General features: G+C 39.3%; 21 protein-coding genes. 17 read left to right on the top strand and 4 right to left on the bottom strand.

What is annotated here, in order from left to right:
* The first annotated feature begins 45 nt into the window (after positions 1–45).
* Both ACIQAA_RS26035 and ACIQAA_RS26030 read left to right on the top strand, forming a co-directional pair.
* Positions 46–1,791, top strand: a complete 1,746-nt coding sequence (locus ACIQAA_RS26035) for an alkaline phosphatase D family protein (RefSeq protein ID WP_402625643.1) — start codon at positions 46–48, stop codon at positions 1,789–1,791.
* Between the two features lie 240 nt (positions 1,792–2,031).
* Complete coding sequence (locus ACIQAA_RS26030; protein WP_402625641.1) at positions 2,032–2,523, top strand: DUF6803 family protein; 492 nt, start codon at positions 2,032–2,034, stop codon at positions 2,521–2,523.
* A gap of 417 nt (positions 2,524–2,940) precedes the next feature.
* Here ACIQAA_RS26030 and ACIQAA_RS26025 read toward each other — a convergent pair whose 3' ends face one another.
* Entirely contained in the window at positions 2,941–3,549 is a 609-nt protein-coding gene (locus ACIQAA_RS26025) for a spore coat protein (protein ID WP_402625640.1), read from the bottom strand.
* Between the two features lie 159 nt (positions 3,550–3,708).
* Here ACIQAA_RS26025 and ACIQAA_RS26020 point away from each other — a divergent pair, with 159 nt between their 5' ends.
* Both ACIQAA_RS26020 and ACIQAA_RS26015 read left to right on the top strand, forming a co-directional pair.
* Positions 3,709–5,070: a cytochrome ubiquinol oxidase subunit I gene (locus ACIQAA_RS26020; RefSeq protein WP_402625638.1), complete on the top strand. Its 1,362-nt coding sequence runs from the start codon at positions 3,709–3,711 to the stop codon at positions 5,068–5,070.
* A 12-nt stretch (positions 5,071–5,082) separates the two neighbouring features.
* The gene (locus tag ACIQAA_RS26015; protein WP_402625636.1) at positions 5,083–6,123 is read left to right on the top strand and encodes a cytochrome d ubiquinol oxidase subunit II; all 1,041 of its coding nucleotides are present in this window, start codon (positions 5,083–5,085) and stop codon (positions 6,121–6,123) included.
* A 119-nt stretch (positions 6,124–6,242) separates the two neighbouring features.
* Here the strand turns inward: ACIQAA_RS26015 and ACIQAA_RS26010 are convergent, their stop codons facing one another.
* A complete protein-coding gene (locus ACIQAA_RS26010; protein ID WP_402625635.1) occupies positions 6,243–6,437 on the bottom strand; it encodes a small, acid-soluble spore protein, H family in 195 nt (64 codons plus the stop codon).
* Positions 6,438–6,676: 239 nt separating this feature from the next.
* Between ACIQAA_RS26010 and ACIQAA_RS26005 the strand changes: the two genes are divergently transcribed.
* The 10 genes from ACIQAA_RS26005 to ACIQAA_RS25960 all read left to right on the top strand — a co-directional run bounded on the left by ACIQAA_RS26005 (position 6,677) and on the right by ACIQAA_RS25960 (position 17,133).
* Entirely contained in the window at positions 6,677–7,708 is a 1,032-nt protein-coding gene (locus tag ACIQAA_RS26005) for a Bug family tripartite tricarboxylate transporter substrate binding protein (protein ID WP_402625634.1), read from the top strand.
* 60 nt (positions 7,709–7,768) lie between these two features.
* The gene (locus ACIQAA_RS26000; RefSeq protein WP_402625631.1) at positions 7,769–8,221 is read left to right on the top strand and encodes a tripartite tricarboxylate transporter TctB family protein; all 453 of its coding nucleotides are present in this window, start codon (positions 7,769–7,771) and stop codon (positions 8,219–8,221) included.
* 24 nt (positions 8,222–8,245) lie between these two features.
* Positions 8,246–9,772 (top strand): tripartite tricarboxylate transporter permease, encoded by a 1,527-nt coding sequence (locus ACIQAA_RS25995; protein WP_402625629.1) that lies wholly within the window; start codon positions 8,246–8,248, stop codon positions 9,770–9,772.
* 70 nt (positions 9,773–9,842) lie between these two features.
* Complete coding sequence (locus ACIQAA_RS25990) at positions 9,843–11,465, top strand: ATP-binding protein (RefSeq protein WP_402625628.1); 1,623 nt, start codon at positions 9,843–9,845, stop codon at positions 11,463–11,465.
* A complete protein-coding gene (locus ACIQAA_RS25985) occupies positions 11,431–12,156 on the top strand; it encodes a response regulator (protein WP_402625626.1) in 726 nt (241 codons plus the stop codon). Before ACIQAA_RS25990 ends, ACIQAA_RS25985 begins: the two co-directional genes overlap by 35 nt.
* 114 nt (positions 12,157–12,270) lie before the next feature.
* Positions 12,271–13,779: an ATP-binding protein gene (locus ACIQAA_RS25980; RefSeq protein WP_402625624.1), complete on the top strand. Its 1,509-nt coding sequence runs from the start codon at positions 12,271–12,273 to the stop codon at positions 13,777–13,779.
* Positions 13,772–14,458 (top strand): response regulator, encoded by a 687-nt coding sequence (locus tag ACIQAA_RS25975; protein WP_307196083.1) that lies wholly within the window; start codon positions 13,772–13,774, stop codon positions 14,456–14,458. Before ACIQAA_RS25980 ends, ACIQAA_RS25975 begins: the two co-directional genes overlap by 8 nt.
* Before the next feature lie 89 nt (positions 14,459–14,547).
* The gene (locus ACIQAA_RS25970) at positions 14,548–15,954 is read left to right on the top strand and encodes a CitMHS family transporter (protein ID WP_402625622.1); all 1,407 of its coding nucleotides are present in this window, start codon (positions 14,548–14,550) and stop codon (positions 15,952–15,954) included.
* Between the two features lie 21 nt (positions 15,955–15,975).
* Complete coding sequence (locus ACIQAA_RS25965; protein ID WP_402625620.1) at positions 15,976–16,122, top strand: hypothetical protein; 147 nt, start codon at positions 15,976–15,978, stop codon at positions 16,120–16,122.
* A gap of 78 nt (positions 16,123–16,200) precedes the next feature.
* Positions 16,201–17,133: an AEC family transporter gene (locus ACIQAA_RS25960; protein ID WP_402625618.1), complete on the top strand. Its 933-nt coding sequence runs from the start codon at positions 16,201–16,203 to the stop codon at positions 17,131–17,133.
* A gap of 98 nt (positions 17,134–17,231) precedes the next feature.
* On the opposite strand, the gene ACIQAA_RS25955 is transcribed toward ACIQAA_RS25960, so the two are convergent.
* Both ACIQAA_RS25955 and ACIQAA_RS25950 read right to left on the bottom strand, forming a co-directional pair.
* On the bottom strand, positions 17,232–18,149 hold the full coding sequence (locus ACIQAA_RS25955; RefSeq protein WP_402625616.1) for an MFS transporter: 918 nt from the start codon (positions 18,147–18,149) through the stop codon (positions 17,232–17,234).
* Between the two features lie 25 nt (positions 18,150–18,174).
* On the bottom strand, positions 18,175–18,582 hold the full coding sequence (locus tag ACIQAA_RS25950) for an MFS transporter (protein ID WP_402625614.1): 408 nt from the start codon (positions 18,580–18,582) through the stop codon (positions 18,175–18,177).
* Positions 18,583–18,970: 388 nt separating this feature from the next.
* On the opposite strand from ACIQAA_RS25950, the gene ACIQAA_RS25945 reads away from it, so the two are divergent.
* Genes ACIQAA_RS25945 through ACIQAA_RS25935 form a run of 3 tightly spaced genes read left to right on the top strand, consistent with a single transcriptional unit; the run spans position 18,971 to position 20,756 of the window.
* Positions 18,971–19,747, top strand: coding sequence for a 2-keto-4-pentenoate hydratase (locus ACIQAA_RS25945; RefSeq protein WP_402625613.1), 777 nt, complete (start codon positions 18,971–18,973; stop codon positions 19,745–19,747).
* Between the two features lie 12 nt (positions 19,748–19,759).
* Complete coding sequence (locus ACIQAA_RS25940) at positions 19,760–20,548, top strand: 2-keto-4-pentenoate hydratase (RefSeq protein ID WP_402625611.1); 789 nt, start codon at positions 19,760–19,762, stop codon at positions 20,546–20,548.
* A gap of 25 nt (positions 20,549–20,573) precedes the next feature.
* A complete protein-coding gene (locus ACIQAA_RS25935; protein ID WP_179599365.1) occupies positions 20,574–20,756 on the top strand; it encodes a 4-oxalocrotonate tautomerase in 183 nt (60 codons plus the stop codon).
* Positions 20,757–20,863: the final 107 nt, after the last annotated feature.

Below are 20,863 nucleotides of genomic sequence, written 5' to 3'. Positions count from 1 at the left end.
AATCAAAGTCGTGCTAGAAATATGTAATCTGAGAGGGGAAATATCATGACTAATTTGGATGAAATGATTAGGAAGTTTAACGAACAAAATTTGAACAAGCATTTAGACCGTCGGAGCTTTCTTCATGGAGCCGGCAAGATTGCTGGGCTGTCCCTTGGGCTGACCATTGCTCAATCTTTGGGAGGATTTAAAGTAGATGCGGCTCCGAATTTCAGTGAATATCCTTTTACTCTTGGTGTTGCTTCCGGCGACCCGCTGTCAGACAGTGTCGTACTATGGACAAGGCTGGCTCCGGATCCATTAAATGGCGGCGGAATGCCAGCTCATGTGGTTCCCGTTAATTGGGAGGTTTCCACAGACGAAAACTTCCGAAACGTAATCAAACGAGGAACGGAACATGCTTCGCCTAATCTCGCACATTCAGTCCATGTAGAAGTGACTGGCTTGAATGCGAATAGTGTTTATTTTTACCGTTTCAAAACCGGAAATGAACTAAGCCCTGTTGGAAAAACAAAAACCTTACCGGCAGCAGGAGCCAGCGCAGCAAGCATGACTTTCGCATTCGCTTCCTGTCAGCAGTATGAACACGGATATTTTACTGCGTACAAGCATATGGCGAAAGAGGATCTTGATCTTGTATTCCACCTTGGTGATTACATATACGAATACGGTACAAACGAGTATCTTTCACCTACGGGCAATGTCCGTGCACACAAAGGCGATGAAATTATCACGATTGAAGACTACCGCAATCGTCATGCTCAATATCGTTCAGATGAAAACCTTAAGGCTGCACACGCTGCATTCCCTTGGGTTGTTACATGGGATGATCATGAAGTGGAAAACAACTACGCAAATGTCATTCCAGAAAAAGGCCAGTCTGTTGAGGCGTTTATCAAGCGTCGTGCGGCAGCGTACCAGGCTTATTACGAACATATGCCACTTCGAAGGTCGTCATTGCCTCACGATGGCGGCATGCAATTATACCGGGATTTTACATATGGTGATTTGGCGAACTTCTATGTTCTTGATACACGTCAGTACCGTGATGACCAGGCAAATGGTGATGGATCAAAAGCTCATACACCGGAATCATTGGATCCAAAGCGTACCGTTCTTGGTCCAGAGCAAGAAAAATGGCTGCTTGGTAATCTAGGAAACTCTAAATCTCATTGGAACGTCCTTGCCCAGCAGATTTTCTTTGCGCAGCGTAAATCTGGAAGTATTACAGCACCAAAATTCAGTATGGATTCATGGGATGGATATCCGGCCGCGCGTCAGCGTATTACCGATTTTGTTGCTGGCAATAACATCAACAATGTTATCGTTCTTACTGGAGATGTCCATGCGAGCTGGGCTTCTAACCTAACGACAGATTACAACAATCCAGAGGCTCCGATTTTTGGAGCGGAGTTTGTTGGAACATCCATTACTTCAGGTGGAAACGGGTCAGATTGGCGTGCAGACACGGCTAAATCTTTAGCGGATAACCCGCACATCAAATTCTTTAATAATTTCCGCGGTTACGTTCGCTGCCAGGTGACTCCTGAACAATGGCGTGCAGATTATCGTGTCGTCCCATTTGTAACGGAGCACGGAGCTGATATTTCAACAAGAGCGTCATTTGTTTTTGAGAAAGACCAGCAAGGGCTCAAAGAAATTGCGGCAACTACAGTACCAATGGGTGTTCAAATGTCTAATGAAGTGGAAGAAGACCGCCACCGTGCCCACTCCCGCGCGCACGAAAAGCAAATGGAGAAAAAGCGCAAACGAGAAGCCGTTACGAATTAATGTTTGATGGACAGTGAATAGAACTACACTTTCCACTGTTAAGAAAATTAATAGAAATAGAGCTGGCGGCAAATTACCGTCAGCTCTATTTTGTATGCTAATTAAAAATTATCCAGTAATCGATCAAGCAGGGGATATGTCATGTTTTTGTCACAGTTTCTTCATCTAATCTTTATATCCAAAACCTACAATCAATCTGCAACGAAACAAAATAAGACGTTTTTAGGAGGATATAGGCATATGAACATGACACATTATATGGGCTTACTGGCAGATAATCAACCATGGAATCTGATTATTTTTATGGCGATTCCGGTTATCTGTGCGGAAACAATTGCAGTAACAGAATTAGCGATTTTGTTTACTAGAAATCTAACTGGTAAATTAAGATTGGTTAACAAAATAACCTCGATTTTTGTAGGAATTTATTTCACTGGTATTTTTATTTACTTACTATTTAATGCTGTTATTCCGATAACCTCAAAAGGAGAATGGCATGGATGGATTGATGTAGTGGCAGTAGGGTTTTATCTACTTGGAATCATCCCATTGCTGGGCATGGCACTTTTGGATTTAAATATTATCTATAAAAACAAATCACAAGAAGAAAAATTAAAAGTTCACGCGATCTTTGTTGGGATGTTTCTAATCTTTGCACACATTGCCATGATCGCTGGAATGGTTGATCCAACGATCGTTTCTGACATGCCGACTATGGGTCACAAAATGTAAATATAAAGGTTTGCATTAGTTGGACCAAGGTCAGTAAATTTAGTTTATAGTTACCATTTGTTCTACTTTTTTGGTGATTCGGTCACTATAGAGCCTTTATAGTGACCGTAGCTCTTACTTATTATAGGTTACGGTCACTATAGAGCCTTTATAGTGACCTTAGCTCTTGCTTTTTTTAGGTTACGGTCACTAAAGAGCCCTTATAGTGACCATAGCTCTTACTTATTATAGGTTACGGTCACTAAAGAGCCCTTATAATGACCGTAGCCCTTACTTTTTTTAGATTTCGGTCACTAAAGAGCCCTATATTGACGATGGACTCACCGTGGAATACAAAGTTTTTCAAAAACAATAAAAATCTCACCTTCAAAATAGAAGGTGAGATTTTTTATTAGTACAATCGTTCATTCTATTAACCTACATCGTCATATTCCCAGGTTGATTCATCTGGTTCATTTGTGTCATTTGTGGCATAGCCATTGTCCCGTAGGACTGCATATAGTTGCTTTGCGTTGTATCTTTTAGAGTTGGAATCTGATAGAAACCTCTTTGATTCGCATACTGGAATGCTTCATAAGCCATATCAGCACTTGCATTTGCTCCAAGTTGGATGGCACGGCGAAGAGTGGGGTTCGCCATTTCTAACGCTGCTTTCATTTTCATCCCAGCAGTTTGTTTATGACAATTGATAAGACATGAAGTAACATCATAATCATCTATATCTTCTACAGAGGTTGCAGGTGTTTGTGTTTCAGGGTTCCGTAACCCATAAGTTGGCTGAAAACCTTGTGTTGTTCTTGCCATTTGGCGAGGAGACATCATATTCCCTGCACCTTGCTGATTCATAAGCTGAACCAAACTGTTGTATTCCATTGATAATGCATTCATATGCATATCCATCATAGTCTGCAAAGTTTGATCCTTCGCATGCGGACGGTAAAGGCGTAATGTATTGATTCCGTGAATGGCATCATTTAATACTTCATGTAACTCTAATACCTCGTGTGCTCCAAGTGTCATGGTCATATTCGAATCCTCCAAAAGGTGTATTTTGTTTAACCCTAATTAAGGATGTCCCCCGCTAAACACAAATATTCTTATTAAAAATGAAATCACTAGCTCTACATATTAATGGTCCTTTTGGAAATAATTATCAAGACCAAGATACGTAAGGGGAGAATTATTTTGAGTGACTTATTAATAGCCCGTTCCTTATTTGGAACGACAATGGCTTTTCATATTATATTTGCCACGATAGGGGTCGGTTTGCCGCTCATGATCTTGGCTGCAGAGCTTCTCTATCAAAAAACAAAGGATCAAGATTATGTGGTAATGGCGAAACGCTGGACAAAGGCATTTGCCGTTTTACTGGGCGTTGGGATCCCGACGGGTACGATTGCTGGCGTTCAATTATCGTTACTATGGCCAGGCTTTATGGAAGTAATCGGCCGTGTGATGCCTCTTCCTTTCCAAATCGAAATCTATGCCTTTTTTATTGAGGCGTTGTTTATGTCTATCTACGTCTATGCAGCAGAAAGAATTGCTCCTTGGATGCGGATCGCCAGTTTAGTTCTGGTGGCAATTGGGGCACTGTCCTCTGCCGTCTTAATTACCAATGTCCATGCCTTTCAGGGTACACCTGCGGGATTTCGTTATGAAGATGGAAAATTTCTAGACATTGATCCTTGGGCTGCTTTTTTTAACCCAAGCTTCTTTGTAACAGCAGGACATGTCGCATTGTCTGCCTATGTAGTGGGAGCTTTTGTGGTTGCATCTGTTGCGTCTTTTAAAATGATGAAAAATAAAATCGGTTCGAGAGTATATCTTTTTCATCAAAAAGCGCTGGTTCTAAGTCTAGTAGTAGGTGGTATCTTTGCTTTTCTAACCGCTTTAAATGGACATGAATCTGCTCAATACTTACATAAATACCAGCCGGAAAAGTTAGCAGCAGCAGAAGGGTTATTTGAAACACAATCCCATGCTCCCTTGGCCATAGGCGGTTTTACCGACCCAGAAACGAAAGAAATAAAAGGAGCTATCGAGATTCCTTGGGCGTTGAGTTTCCTCGCGGGAAACAGCTTTGATACGGTGGTAGTTGGTTTAAACGATTATCCAGAGGAGCTGTGGCCGCCATTATTCATTCATACTCTTTTTAATGGAATGGTGTTTATTGGCTCAGCCCTTATTATGGTTCCTTTACTCGTTTTCGCCTGGAAAAAACTTTTCAAAAAATCACATTATCCAAAGCTCATGCTTTGGGGGCTGGTAACGACAGGTCCTCTAGCTGTTATCGCCATTGAATGTGGATGGATTTTTGCTTGTACGGGACGTCAGCCATGGGTTATCTACCATATCTTATCCACAGCAGAGTCTGCAACGAAAGCAACCAACTTAGGTACTCTATTCGTATCGTTTATTATTGTCTACATTATTTTAGGGCTTTCTGTAGTGCTTGTATTACTCTATTTCTTTAGAAAAAACACAGAATTAGATGATATCGAGCGTGCAGAGAAAAAAAGCATCCCATTATTTAGTTCAAATTCATAGGAGGAGAAACAAATGGCTGATGCTCTTATTGCAATTACCGTGCTGTGGGGATTCGTGTTTATCTATGCTGTCATGGCCACCATGGATTTTGGAGCCGGCTTTTGGTCAATGGTTTACATTAACCGGGAAAAAACGAAAGCTACGAACATTGCCAATCGCTATTTATCACCTACTTGGGAAGTGACAAATACCTTTATTGTTGCCTTGGTGGTTGCTGTTTATAGCCTTTTTCCAAGTGCCGCCAATATTCTGGGGACGATTCTACTGATTCCCGGCAGCTTGATCCTTCTATTACTTGCATTACGGAGTGCCTTTTTAGTTTTTTCAAATATAGCTACGGAATATAAAAAGCCGTTAACGTACATTTCTGGTATTGCAGGGATCATTATTCCCGGCCTGTTAATTAGCGTTTTGCCGATAACGCATGGTCACTATGTTGATGTTGCAAATGGTACTGTGAATCTAAACCTTAACAAGCTTTTTTCGAGCCCTAATGAATATGCCTTTATTGGGTTTGCCATCACGAGTACACTTTTCCTCTCTTCTTTATTATTAGCGGATTATTCGAAAGCTTCGAATGAAATGGAGGCGTACCGTGTTTACCTTCGAGATGGAAAAATCCTTGGTCCGATATCATTAATTATGGCATTGCTGATTATGATTACATTAAAAAATGAAGTCGGTTGGTTATATAATAAAATGATGGAAGATCTTCCATTACTATTGATCTCGATTGGCTTCTTTTTAGTTATCGGCTTCGGTTTATATGCACCCAACCCTTTTCATAAAGGGGAACGAGGCATGCCAAGACTCGCTGTTATTGCGGTTACCATTCAATACTTGATTGCCAGCTATGTATATGGAAAGGCCCATTTGCCTTATATTATCTATCCGAATGTTACCATAGAGTCGGCCTTTACAGACCCTAACTCCTTTAGAGCCGTGTTTATCACCTATATCGTCGGATTCGCTATCCTTTTCCCTGGCTTTATTTACTTTTGGAGTTTATTCATGAATGATAAACGATATTTGAGGCAAAAGGGGAACCAGTAGGAACATAAAAAAATCTCACCTAAAAGGTGGGATTTTTGTTTGTACAAGCAGAATTAGTTGATGAAAAAGGAGATTTGAACAGGTTCCCTCTTTAAAAGGTTCTATTAAATGCTGCCTATTCAAGTATAATACTCTCCTGTTTCTTCCAATTCATCTATTGGCACGATTTGTCTTTCACTATGAATTCCTCTTTCGGATACAACCGCCTTGCTTGATGTCTCATCTATGTTCTCAATCCAAACAGGAATTCCATGATAGTGAACGGCTATTTCTTGGTCGGAAATAAGGATTTTTTTTGCACGATCTAGATTCATATAAACACCTCAACAATATCCTTTCCGATATAGCAATTTAATATTCTTAAGCTAAGTATTATTTCACTTTATAGAACCAATTTTATTAGCAGCGGGAAAATAAAGTATTTATTTGCCTGCACCTCGTGAACAAAATGAACAAAATGGTTAATAAGTTTTTAATGCTGTTTAAATGTATAATCTATTAAATATTCTAAAGTTTTGTAAAATTAAGAAAACGTTTACAAGGGGGAATTGAAATGTTTTCTATTAAAAAGATTTCAGCAGTTATGTTTGCAGGAGCATTGGCACTAAGCCTTGGTGCTTGCAGCAACAGTAATGAAACGGCAAGCCCAGGTAAGAGTGAAGAAACTACAGGCTATCCTGCGAAAGCGATTACAGTTGTCGCACCTTCAGGGGCAGGGGGCGGCTGGGATTTAACCGCTCGCGCGTTTACGAAAGTGCTGGGTGAAACGAAGATAGTTGATCAGACTTTGACGGTAGAGAATAAGCCAGGTGGCGGCGGTGCTGTCTTCATGGCTGAATACGCTACCCAGCAAATTGAGAATAATGATATGCTCTTTGTCAATTCACCACCGATTGTTATTAACAATCTGAAAAAAGAAGGAAATAGTCCATATGGGTACAAAAATACAACACCATTGGCGCAGCTGACAAAAGACTTCGGGGCAATTGTTGTAAAAGCTGATTCCAAATTTACAGACTTAAAATCAGTTTTGGAAGAGGTAAAGGAAGATCCTAGTAAACTAACATTTGCAGGTGGATCAGCACCAGGTTCCATGGATCATTTAATTTCGATTTTACCTGCCTATAAATATGGGGTGGATCCAACAAAAGTTAAATACGTTTCCTATGATGGCGGCGGTGAAGCGATTACCGCACTGCTTGGCGGTAACGCAGATGTCATTGGTACCGATGCCTCAAGTGTTAAAGAATTTTTAAAGGCGGGTAAGGTGCGTGTGTTGGCGATTACCTCAGACGAGCGTTTAGATGGTGATTTTAAAGATGTTCCAACGGCTAAAGAACAGGGTGTCGATGCAGAGTTTACGATTTGGCGCGGGGTTTTTGGTCCGGAAAAAATGTCTAAAGAAGCCAAAACATATTGGGAACAAGCAATTGATAAGCTCATAAACTCTCCTGAGTGGAAAAAAGAAGTAGAGACGCAAGGCTGGGAATTGGACTATAAAAACAGTTCTGATTTCAAAAAGTTTTTAGATGAGCAAGAAAGCCAAGTCCAGCAATTATTAACAGCATTAGGAATGCAAAAGTAAAACAGGCGGGAAGGAGTTAACTTTCTCCTTCCCCTATTTTTTTCTGAAGGGGGATTATGAATGGCACTAAAATTTGATTACATTGCATCAGTAATGTTTCTCACAGTAGGTGTTCTTTTCATTATTGGGAGCAAGAGTCTCGGAAGTTCTTCCTATGGGAGTGCAGTTGGACCTGATATATTTCCGTTAATTCTTGGCAGTGCACTGGTTTTATTAAGTATCCGTTTATTTTATGAAACATTCATCACGAAGAATCAACAGGGGACGAAAGAAAAATTACAGTACAAGCCTTTCCTAATCATTTTTGCGGCTACATTGATTTATATTATAACGTTGGAAACGATCGGGTATGTAATTACAACCTTTCTATTTTTATTCGTTTGCTTTCAAACGATGGAGCGGTCGAAGGTGATTCAATCCCTTATCATTTCAGCATGTTTTTCAGGACTTGTTTATTTTTTATATGTAGAGGTTTTAAAAGGTACACTGCCAGACTGGCCAATTTGGTTTTAAGCGAGAAAGAAAGGAGGACATAAAATGAGTACACTAGATTATTTATTTCAGGGATTCCAAACGGCACTTATTTGGTATAATATCCTCTTTGCCTTTGTTGGGGTCTTAATAGGGACTGCTGTTGGTGTGCTTCCGGGGATTGGACCGATGAGCGGCGTTGCCCTTCTCATTCCAGTAACGGCTTCTATCACGGGCGGCCTTCCTCCAGAACATGCAGCAACCAGCGCGATTATTTTGCTTGCTGGAGTCTATTATGGAGCGATGTATGGCGGATCGACCACTTCTATTCTATTAAATACACCTGGAGAATCTTCCTCAGTTGTTACGACATTAGACGGTTACCAGATGGCCAAGAAAGGAAGAGCAGGAAGTGCGTTATCCATTTCGGCACTCGGTTCTTTTGTGGCAGGGATTATTACCCTTGTGGCACTGATTGCATTAGCAAAACCATTATCAACAGTAGCCCTTAAATTTGGGCCAGCAGAATATTTTTCGTTAATGCTATTAGGGCTGGGGGCTGTCAGTGGATTAGCAGGAAAATCGGTAACAAAAGCTTTAATTATGACCGTTTTCGGTTTGTTACTTGGTACGATTGGAATCGACAACGTATCTGGTATTGCCAGATTTACCTTTAATGTTCCATGGCTGTTTCAGGGAATTGAGTTTTTAACGATTGCGGTAGGGTTATTTGCAGTTGGCGAGGTTTTTAAAACCATTTTGGAAAAAGAAGAGGAAGATGCGGAGATTGCAAAGATAAATAATTTACTACCTTCTAAGGGTGAGCTGAAAGAATCTGCGGGACCAATTGCCCGTGGTTCGATCTTAGGTTTCTTTGTTGGCATATTACCAGGTGCTGGGGCGACACTTGCTTCCTTCTTTTCTTACATTCTAGAAAAAAAGATTTCAAAAACGCCTTCAAAGTTTGGAACGGGAACCATTGCAGGGGTTGCAGCACCAGAATCGGCGAATAACGCGGCATCGGGCGGGGCGATGATTCCATTATTAACATTAGGAATACCAGGTTCAGGTACAACGGCTATTTTAATGGGAGCCCTGATGATGTATAACGTCCAGCCGGGGCCGTTATTATTTGAAGACCATCCTCAAGTAGCATGGGGACTGATTGCCAGCATGTTTATTGGAAACATCATGCTTTTAATTTTAAATCTCCCACTTGTCAAAGTGTTTGCGAAAATTATTCAAACACCAAAGCAATTCTTGATTCCTATTATTATTGCAATCTCCATTTTTGGTGTATATGCAGTACAAGTATCAACGAACGACCTTTTACTATTATTGGGATGTGGACTTCTTGGCTATTTCTTAAGCAAGAACGATTATCCAATCGCCCCGCTCGTTCTTGGATTGGTGTTAGGCCCTATGGTAGAGAATAATTTACGAAGAGCTTTAACAATCTCTAATGGAGACTTTAGTGTATTCTTTACAAGACCGATTTCACTTGTTTTTCTAATCATTACGTTCCTTTGGCTGCTTATACCGTTCATCATGAAAAGAAGAGGGAAAGATGTAATTATTAATATTGAAGGATAATTTTTTTAATAATGCGAAAACTCCTTTATTTAAGGAGTTTTTTTACTATAATAAGAATGGAGGTGATTGAGTGAGGTTACATTCAAAATTAATGCTAGTCATTCTTCTTCTAATTATCTCAATCGGAGTTATTTTTGAGGTTACTTTTAAAAATATAATGGAAACCAATCTTAAACATGAAATAGGTTCTAAAGCCTTATCTGTGGCTCAATCCATTGCAAATATGCCTGGTATCCAGGAGGCATTTCAAACGGAAAATCCTGCCGCTGCTATCCAGCCGATCGCAGAAAGCATTCGGAAACAGGTTGGGGCAGAATTTATTGTTATCGGGAATACGAATGAAATCAGATACTCGCATCCCAATCCGAAGCGTTTAGGACAAAAAATGGTTGGGGGAGATAATGGACTTGTTTTTAAAGGGGAACCTGTCATATCAGAATCTACCGGGACTCTAGGTCCTTCTCTAAGAGGAAAAGCACCAATCTATCATCAGGGAGAAGTTATTGGAGTAGTTTCTGTCGGTTATCTCCAAACGGATATTGAAAAGGAAGTTGTAAAAATACAGAAAAAAATCTTTTTTGCTACACTTCTTATTTTAATTGGTGGATTACTAGCTGCATTGCTCATTTCTTTAAATATAAAAAAAGCGATGTTTGGATTAGAACCGAAAGAAATTGCCTGGATGTACCAAGAGAAACATGCCATTTTGGAGTCCATTCATGAAGGGATCATTGCAATCGATACCGATGGACGAATTACCGTAGTGAATGAAACAGCTCATAAAATTTTAGGGGTACCCAATGAGACGCTGCTCCGTGGAAAAAGAATTGAAGAGGTCATAGAAAATACGAATCTACTTGAAGTTGTTCGAAAGGGGAAGGCTGAATATGATAAGGAAATTATCATATTTGGGGATGTATTTTTAGCAAATCGGATTCCGATCTTTAATAAGAAAGGTGATGTGATTGGGGCAGTCGCGAGTTTACGTAATAAGTCTGAGCTGGCGCAGTTACTTCAGGAATTATCCCATGTAAAAGCTTATGCAGAAGGTTTGCGTGCTCAAACCCACGAATATTCCAATCGTCTTTATACCCTTCTAGGCTTGATTCAACTTGGGTCTTATAAGGAAGCCATTGATTTTATCTCCAAAGAAGTGGATGTCACCCAGGGATTCATTCAATTTTTAATGAAGGAAATACCCGATCCAATTATTGCTGGATTTATATTAGGAAAGGTAAGTCTAGCAAGCGAATTGAAGGTTAATTTTTTAATAGATCGAGAGAGCAGCTTTAAAGATATCCCACATGAAATCAGCAGAGATTCATTAGTAACTATTATTGGCAACCTTGTTAATAATGCTTTTGAAGCTGTGAAAGAAAATAATGGTGAAAAAAGAGTATCTCTATTTTTGACCGACCTTGGTAAAGAGTTAATTATTGAGGTAGAAGATAATGGAAAAGGAATAGACAGTAAAGATAACGGCCAGATATTTAAAGAAGGCTTTTCCACAAAGGACAAGAACAGTAATGCCGGAATTGGACTGAGTCTAGTTCAAAATGCAATTAATAGTTTAGGTGGATATGTCACCTTTTCATCTAATGTGGGAGAAGGTACGATTTTCACAGTGGCGATTCCAAAAAGCATGGGGGATGTACGCGATGGGGAACAGGGATATCGAATTGTTAATTATTGAGGATGACTTGAGGATAGCAGAGATTCAAAAACGTTATATTGAACAGATTGAAGGCTTTCAAACAGTAGGAATTGCTGCAAGTTATCTTGAGGCAAGAACGTTAATTGATATCTTGAAGCCGGATTTACTTTTGCTGGATGTGTATTTTCCTGACATGAATGGACTGGACTTATTAAAGGAAACAAAACAGCAAACCAAACAAATGGATGTTATTATGATTACAGCAACAAAAGAAATCAATCAAGTCCAAGAGGCTATTAGTATTGGTGTATTCGATTATATTATCAAACCGGTCGTTTTTGACCGCTTTAAACAATCGTTACTGAGATATAAGGATTATCACACAAAGGTATTACAATTAGGGAAAGAAAACATTCATGTGACACAACAGCAGGTAGACAAGCTTTTACGAAAAGAAGTTGATGGTGCAAGTAACGAAAGGTCTTACCTCCCAAAAGGAATCGACCCACTAACACTTGAAAAAGTGATGGAGGTTCTCGGGAAGGTTGAATATGGACTAACAGCAGAGAGTGTTGCGAAAGAAATAGGTGTAAGCAGAACCACCGCAAGAAGGTACCTTGAACATTTAGTATCTAATGAAAGTATTGAAGCTGATTTATCATACGGAACAGTAGGCCGGCCAGAACGAGTATATATCGTTTCAAGCAAAGCAACTAAGAATTTAATCTAATAGGAGGTTTTCTGCCTGAAGTCAATAAAGGTTACCCTGCAAACAAAAATATTCGGGCTGGTTCTCTCGCTAAGTTTATTATTAATCCTGCTAATGACAGGATTTTATAGTTACATGGAAAGTAAACAAATAGAAGAAAACAAGGGAAGGCTCGCATTGGAATTATCGAAAACCGTTTCATTTATCCCGACTATTATCGATGCTTTCCAAACGAACGACCCTTCTAAAACGATCCAGCCTATAGCGGAAAAAATTCGAAAAGAAACCGGTGCGGAATTTGTAGTCATCGGAAATATAGACGGAACGAGATATGCGCATCCTAGATTTAAAAAAATTGGGCAAAAGATGAAAGGCGGAGATAATGAAAGGGCGCTAAAAAATGGGGAATATTATATCTCAAAGGCAGAGGGTTCACTTGGGCCATCTATTAGAGGGAAATCTCCTATTTTTAATCATCAGGGGGAGATAATCGGAATTGTTTCTGTCGGCTTCCTCCTTGAAGATGTGCACCAGCAAATTATAAATAACATCACGAGAGTGCTCATTGTTTCTTTCTTCGCCCTTTTAATATCCCTTCTAGGCAGTATGTTACTAGGACGCAACATCCGCAGGGATACAATGGGGCTTGAGCCTTACGAAATTGCAACTCTTTATAAAGAGAAAAACGCTGTCCTGCATGCGGTAAAAGAAGGTATCTTAGCGATAGATAATAAAGGCTGCATTACCATGATGAATCAAAAGGCGAAGAGGCTTCTGCAGCTTCAGGGAACAGTCAAAAATATGAAAGTGGATGGACTTTTTCCTTCAAATTATTTGTATGAGGTTTTAAGGTCAGGAAACGCCCAAAACGATATAGAAATGGTCTGGAAAGATAAAACGGTTATCGTTAATTGTACTCCAATCATCGATGAAACAGGTATTAATGGGGTTGTGGCTTCTTTTCGTGATAAAACAGAAATTAAGCAAATGTTAAATACCATATCCGAAGTAAAAAGTTATTCGGAAGATCTTCGTGCCCAAACGCATGAGTTTACCAATAAATTATATGTTTTATTGGGCCTTCTTCAGCTCGGTGAATACAACCAAGCAATCGCTATGATACAAAGTGAGACACAAACCTTACAATTTCAGAATTCAGTCGTTTTTAACCAGATTAAAGATTCAAAAGTGCAGGCGATCCTGTTAGGTAAATTAGGAAGAGCATCAGAAAGGAAAATTAAGTTTGAGATTAATCCAGATAGCTATTTGGATAGTTTACCGTCCCATGTTAAACTATCAAACTTGATCGTGATCCTTGGAAACTTACTAGATAATGCCTTTGAAGCCGTCTATGAATGCGAGAATCCGACGGTTAAGTTTTTCGCTACAGATATTGGAAGAGATATTATTTTTGAGATTTCAGATAATGGCAAAGGGATAAGTGATGTAGAAATTCCCTTTCTTTTTGAAAGAGGTTATACCTCTAAGAATGGCACTGAGCCAAGGGGATATGGCCTATCAAATGCTGAAGAGGCAGTATTGGAGTTAAATGGGATTATCGAGGTGCAAAGCAATCCAGAAAGCGGAACTGTTTTCACCGTTTATCTTCCGAAGAATGTGCAAGGGGATGAGAATGTTGGATAAGATAAAAGTGGCTATAGCGGAAGACGATTTTCGAATAGCTGATATACATGAGAAATTTTTAGAAAAGTTTAAGGAAATAGAGGTAGTTGGCAAATCATTGAATGGTGAGCAAACATTGCAATTATTAGAGCAGAAAACCCCAGATTTACTGCTTCTAGATGTGTATATGCCGGATAGGCTTGGTTCTGAGTTACTCCCTACGATCCGGGAGAATTTCCCTAAGGTCAGTATTATTATGATAACAGCAGCGACTGACAAAGTATTCCTTGAAAAAGCATTAAGCTATGGTGTTGAGAATTACTTAATCAAACCAGTAAGCAGGGAAAGATTTGATGAAGTTATTCAGGATTATATAAAAAAACATGCGCTTCTTTCAGCCGCACAAGAAGTAAATCAGAATTATGTAGATTTGCTATTCCGTAAAGGGAAAAGTGAAGCACCAACAAAGAGCGCGGGATTGCCAAAAGGAATTGATGAAATTACCTTAGGAAAAGTTAAGGCTGTTTTCCACGATAGAAGAGAGGGACTTTCTGCAGAAGAGGTAGGGAAGGAAATTGGTGCTTCCCGGATAACTGCACGAAGGTACTTGGAATATCTCTCCTCCAATCAGGAAGTAAGAGCAGAAGTGGTTTATGGAATTGTAGGAAGACCGGAAAGGAAATATTATTCAGTGTTGTAAGAGGGGGGGAGCGCCCCCCTTTTGTTATTTACATCTTTATTTCTCGTAATCCTCAAAGCGTTATCTCCATTTGGAAAAATTACCCTCATATGAACAATATGTACAAAATCAATTTTATTTACGTTAATAACTTTATTTTGGTAACGTTTTCACAACTGAATATTTTGATTATATTTAATTTACAAACAAAAGAGGTGAAGACGATGCTTGCAATATTAGGGTTTTTAATGATTATCACTTTTATGATTTTGATTATGACGAAACGGCTTCCCGCTATGGTTGCCCTTATAGTGATTCCTGTCATTTTTGCATTGCTTGGCGGTTTTGGTAAGGAAATGGGGCCAATGGCGCTTGAAGGCATAAAAAGTGTTGCTCCAACGGGAATTATGATTTTGTTCGCTATTCTCTTTTTCGGCATCATGATTGATGCAGGAGTATTTGATCCTATTATTTCTACCATCTTAAAAATAGTAAAGGGAGATCCAGTAAAAATAGCTATTGGTACTGCAGTCCTTGCACTATTAATATCCCTTGACGGGGATGGAACAACAACTTATATCATTACCATCTCTGCCATGCTGCCTTTGTATAAGCGTATTGGCATGAAACCATTAATCCTTGCAGGAATTGCAGTATCTGCTTCAGGTGTTATGAACCTCCTTCCATGGGGCGGACCTACTGCTAGAGCCATGACGGCATTAAATCTTGAGATGTCAGATGTTTTTACTCCGGTTATACCTAGCATGGCGGGAGGGATATTGTTCGTATTGTTCATGGCCTACTGTCTTGGGAGAAAAGAACGGAAACGAATCGGAATACTTCAAGTGAATTACGATACGATGGCTATGACGGCGGCAACATCTGAGGACGTTTACCTAAAACGCCCAAAGCTAATCTTTATTAACTATTTCATTACAATCCTTCTTTTAGTAGCGTTAATTAAAGAAGTATTGCCAACAACCGTATTGTTTATGCTTGGATTTGCATTAGCGATTACGCTAAATTATCCAAAAATAAGTGATCAAAAAGAACGTGTTGCAAATTATGCTGATAATGCGTTATCGGTAGTTTCGATGGTATTTGCCGCAGGTATTTTTACTGGTATTCTTTCAGGAACGAAAATGGTTGACGCCATGGCTAACACCATGATTTCATATATTCCAGATGTACTGGGTTCTCAGTTTGCACTTATTACGGCGATCATTAGTGCACCTTTAACGTTTTTTATGTCAAATGATGCCTTTTACTATGGGGTTTTGCCCTTGATTGCCAAAGCCGCAAGTGTATATGGAATAGATCCTGAGTTTATTGGCCGAGCGTCGTTATTGGGGCAGCCTGTCCATTTATTAAGCCCACTTGTACCTTCAACGTACTTATTGGTCGGTTTGGTTGGAGAAGATTTCGGGGAATTACAGCGTACATTCCTAAAATGGGCCTGTGGTTCGACATTGGTAATGATTGTTTTCGCTATTGGTTTATCAATTATTCCTTTTTAAAATAGAGTGGAGATGAATGTTATGTGGATAATCACTGTTTATTCAAAGGGAAACAATATTTCAATGTTTGAATTTAATTCAGAAGAAGAAGCGAGAGAAGTTTTTAATAATGTATTAGGCTGTAAGATTCTATCTGAGGTAATTTATTTTAATGATCAGGTGGTATAAGAAATAGGAAAATGCATTTTATTTTTTAATAAACTGCATTTTTCCTTTTTTTCATTAGATGGAGAGAAGGTAAGTTGTATGAATATTTTGTTTCATATCTTGTTGGATATCATTTTTCCGATATTTCTATTAATTGGGGCAGGCGCTATACTGCAGCGTTTAATAAGGATGGATTTATCTACACTGTCAACATTGACGGTGTATTTCTTATTGCCAGCGGTTTGTTTTGTAAATATTTATGAGAGCGAAATGTCAAGTGAGTTAATTAGCCAAACATTAGTATTTTTGATAGTTTTTAATATTCTCCTTATCCTTACCAGTATGTTTATTGCAAAAGTGAACAAGTTTGACCGTAAGCTGACAGCGACCTTTAATAACAGCATGGTTTTGAGTAATTCTGGTAATTATGGTCTCCCTGTAAGTGAACTAGTTTTTGCCGCTAATCCTGCTGGTATGTCGATACAAATTATTATTTCTATTTTTCAGAATCTCCTTACCTTTACATATGGATTCTTCAACAGTGTTTCTGCCCAAAGCAGCGGTAGAGATATCATACGAAAAATTATCCGTCTTCCGGTTATTTACGCATTATTCTTGGCGATATTGTTGAAATGGCTCCATATTGAAATCCCTCCATTTTTGTGGAGGCCCATTGAAAATTCATCAAATGCGTTTTTGGCAGTTGCCCTCGTCACACTTGGAGCTCAAGTGGCATTTTTAAAAATTACACGAATTTCTAGACCCATAGTTTGGATTGTAATCGGCCGGCTGATTATTTCTCCTCTCATTGGGTTAGTAGTTATATTTTGTCTTGGATTAACAGGGATAACTGCTCAGGCACTATTTATTGCCAGCTCATTTCCTTCTTCAAGAAATAGTGCTTTACTGGCACTTGAATATGATAATTACCCAGAGTATGCCTCACAAGCAGTCCTATTGACTACTATCTTAAGCGGTATTACTGTTACGATTGTAGTTTATCTATCAAAAATACTCTTCGGAATTGGATAATGGAAGTGTAAGTTGTTTTTCTAATGTCCTTGATAACTTAATCGTTTTTAAAAATGCAAAGAGTCTCCCTTTTTACAAGGGGAGACTCTTTTAATCCATTAACTTACATGAACTTTAGTTATTTCTTCTTTGGCATCGTTTTCATTTTGATAGGCATTTTTGATAGGCACCATGAAGAGGGCGGCGGCTGCAATCAAGCCAGGAATCGCGAAGGCGATAAAGTTTAAGTGAATGGGTAAAGAAACGGATAATAGGAATCCTCCTAATAGGGGACCGAGCATACCACCGGTCCTGCCGACTCCAGAAGCCATCCCTAATGCTGTAGATCTTATAGATGGCGGGTAGTATTGAGAAACGTATGCTTGAACAATATTTTGTGCACCAATGGTTGCAGCCCCGGCAATAGCTACTAATAGATAGATTACTAGTGTATTTCCTCCGAATCCTAGAAGTGTCAGAGCCACGGCGCCTGAGGCATACATCGGAACAAGCATTTTTTTTGAACCGTATTTATCACAAAGTCGTCCGATTATGAGTGTCCCGATAATGGCTCCGCCTTGGAGGGCAATGAGAAACCCTAAGCTTGAATTTAATCCATAACCTGCTTCCATCATCAATTTTGGAAGCCAAGTATTCAAACCATAAACCATCAATAAACAACTGAAAAACGCTGTCCAAAACATAACCGTACTGAAGGCTCGGTTCTCTTTAAATAATCCTATTATAGGAACCTTAGTTCCTTGCGTTTTTAAGTCGATAACCTCATCATTTTGACTAAAATGCGATTCTGGACTTACTTTAGCAAGGGTTGCAATCAATTTTTCTTTTTTACCTGTACGAATAAGATAGCTGGCTGTTTCGGGCAGCTGTTTATACATGATTGGCAAAAATAGTAGAGGAACACCCGCAAACCAGAAGATTGCTTCCCATCCGAATGTTGGCATTAGGAAGATCCCAATTAAGGGAGCAAGAATTCCCCCAACAGAATATCCACATAATACGATACTTACAATCATACTTCTCATTGTTTTCGGTGCATAATCAGATTAATAGTGCGATAACATTTGGCATGATACCACCCAAACCCAAGCCAGCTAAGAAACGAAAGGTTGAGAAAGTAGTAGGGGTTTTAGCAAAGCCGCAAAGGAATGTAAATAAACTAAACAGTACTAATGTTATTGCAATCACGTTTCTTCTGCCGATACGGTCAGCTAATGTACCGAAAAAGATTGCCCCAAACATCATTCCAAATAACCCATAGGTCCCGATTGCTCCTGCTTCTACCGATGAAAGATTCCATTCCTTTATCAAACTTGGTACAACCGTTCCATAGACCACCAGATCATAGCCATCAAACAAGATAATGATGAAACTCCATAATAGTAACCCTAAATGAAAGCGGTTAAATTTGCTGTTAGCAATAACTTCGGCAGAATTAATCGTTGTCATATTTCTTCCTCCTAAAAAATGAATTTTCATTGATAACGCTTACCAAAATATGAGATAATTCTTATTTTTTGACTGTTCACAAAAAATAAACTTTACTTTTAGTAATCGTAGTTCTCTAATTAGAGATTATAATCATTTTTGGTTTTATTTTCAATATAATATTTATATTTTTCGGAATATTAATAATAAATTGGGTACATATCACCATCAACTTCAAAACAACTATGTAGTGATATAAATATGCATAGTTAATGAATTGATGGCGGCGTTGGTTTCTGATCATTGCCTAGTAGTTGAATATAGCACAAGTGTTGTAATTGAAACTCGCAAGCGTTACCATTAAATTATGAAAATATATAAATTTAGCTTTAGAAAGGGTGAAAGTAAGTTGACCAGTAAAATAGAAGAGTTTGCTAAAACATTGGCAGAAGCAGAGTCCACACTAGTGGGAATTGTACCGCTTACTTCAATGGATTCTAAGCTGACAGTAAAGGAAGCCTATTATGTCCAGCTGGAAAATATAAAGAAAAAGGTAGAAAAAGGACAGAAAATTGTAGGAAAAAAAATCGGGTTAACTTCCCTGGCCATGCAGAATCTATTAGGTGTTGATGAGCCGGATTATGGACATCTATTAGACAGCATGGTGGTTGAAAACGGAGGTTTTATTTCCACCAAGAAAGTGTTACAGCCAAAGGTAGAAGCGGAGATTGCCTTTATTTTAAAAAAGGAATTACGTGGACCAAATCTTACTGCTCTAGATGTTCTTCAGGCAACGGAGTATATTGTTCCAGCGCTTGAAATCGTTGATAGTAGAGTAAAGGATTGGAAGATTAAACTGGCCGATACAGTTGCTGATAATGCTTCTTCTGGGTTTTATGTACTTGGCGGCAAGCCAGTTAAGGTTGAAGACATCGATCTTGAGCTAATCGGAATGGCTTTTTATAAAAATGGTGAGTTAGTGAATACAGGAGTTGGAGCAGCCGCATTAGGCAATCCAGCCAATTGTGTTGCTTGGCTGGCTAATAAGTTATCAGAATTTGATATCCCATTGCGCGCAGGTGAAGTAATTCTCTCAGGAGCCTTATCGGCAGCGATAGAAGCTCGGACAGGAGATTCTTTTACGGCAAGATTTGCACACATTGGGCAGGTAAGTGTCCATTTTTAGAACGGAGGAGAAATGTTAATGAGTCAATACAAGGATATAGCCAATTACCTTGTTTCAGCGGAGGAAGAAAGGCGCCAAGTTCCGAAGGTTACTGTGAGCCTGAAGCCGGATTTGTCGGTTGAGGAAGCGTATCTAGTTCAACAAGAAATCGTAAATCGCAAATTAAATGAAGGAAGAAGAATCGTTGGCCCTAAGATGGGATTAACCAGCTTTGCTAAGATGAAGCAAATGGGCATTCAAGAACCTATTTACGGATATGTGTTCGATTATATGTTGATTGAAAATGGCGGTAAAGTCCGCTTAAATGATGTGATTCATCCAAAAGTGGAGGCGGAGGTTGCTTTTGTGATGGGGGAAGATCTTGAGGGTCCTGGAATTACAGGGGCACAGGTTCTCGCCAAAACGGAATTCGTTCTCCCGGCGTTGGAGATCATCGACAGCCGTTATGAAAACTTCCAGTTTACGTTGCCGGATGTCATTGCTGACAATGCCTCAACATCTCGGGTTGTGTTTGGAACAGCCTTGAAAAAACCGGAACAATTTGAACTCGATCTTGTCGGCGCAACGCTTTCAATTAATGGTGAAATCAAGGAATTAGGTGCTGGAGCTGCAGTCCTAGGACACCCAGCCCACTCTGTGGCGATGCTTGCCAATATGCTGGCAAGAAAGGGTGAGAAGGTTCGCAAGGGTGATGTGATACTAACTGGCGGCATTACGGCTGCCGTTAAGTTGAACTTTGGTGATATCGTTACTGGAAAATTTGATGGTTTTGGAGAAGTATCATTCACCGTAACCGATTAAGAAGTCGAAAATAGAGGGGATTATCATGCCTATTATACAAGTGCAAATGATGGAAGGAAGACCAAAAGAAAAAGTAGCAGAGTTAATTCGTAATGTAACCAATACCGTTTCAGAAACTTTGGATGCTCCAAAAGAAAATATAAGAGTAATCGTTACGGAAATCCCTAAGACCCACTGGGGAAAAGCTGGGGAACCTGTAGAAAAATAAATTAGTGACCTTAGCATGGTGGTAGATACCTCCATGCTAAGTTGATGCTTTCTGAAATGGTAATTTCAATCGTGTATAGTGACCGAAGCGAAGCTTGAAACAGAATT

Source organism: Neobacillus sp. NPDC093182, from assembly GCF_044754045.1.
The sequence above is the reverse complement of the archived record's forward strand: the minus strand, read 5'-3'. Positions and strand labels throughout refer to the sequence as shown.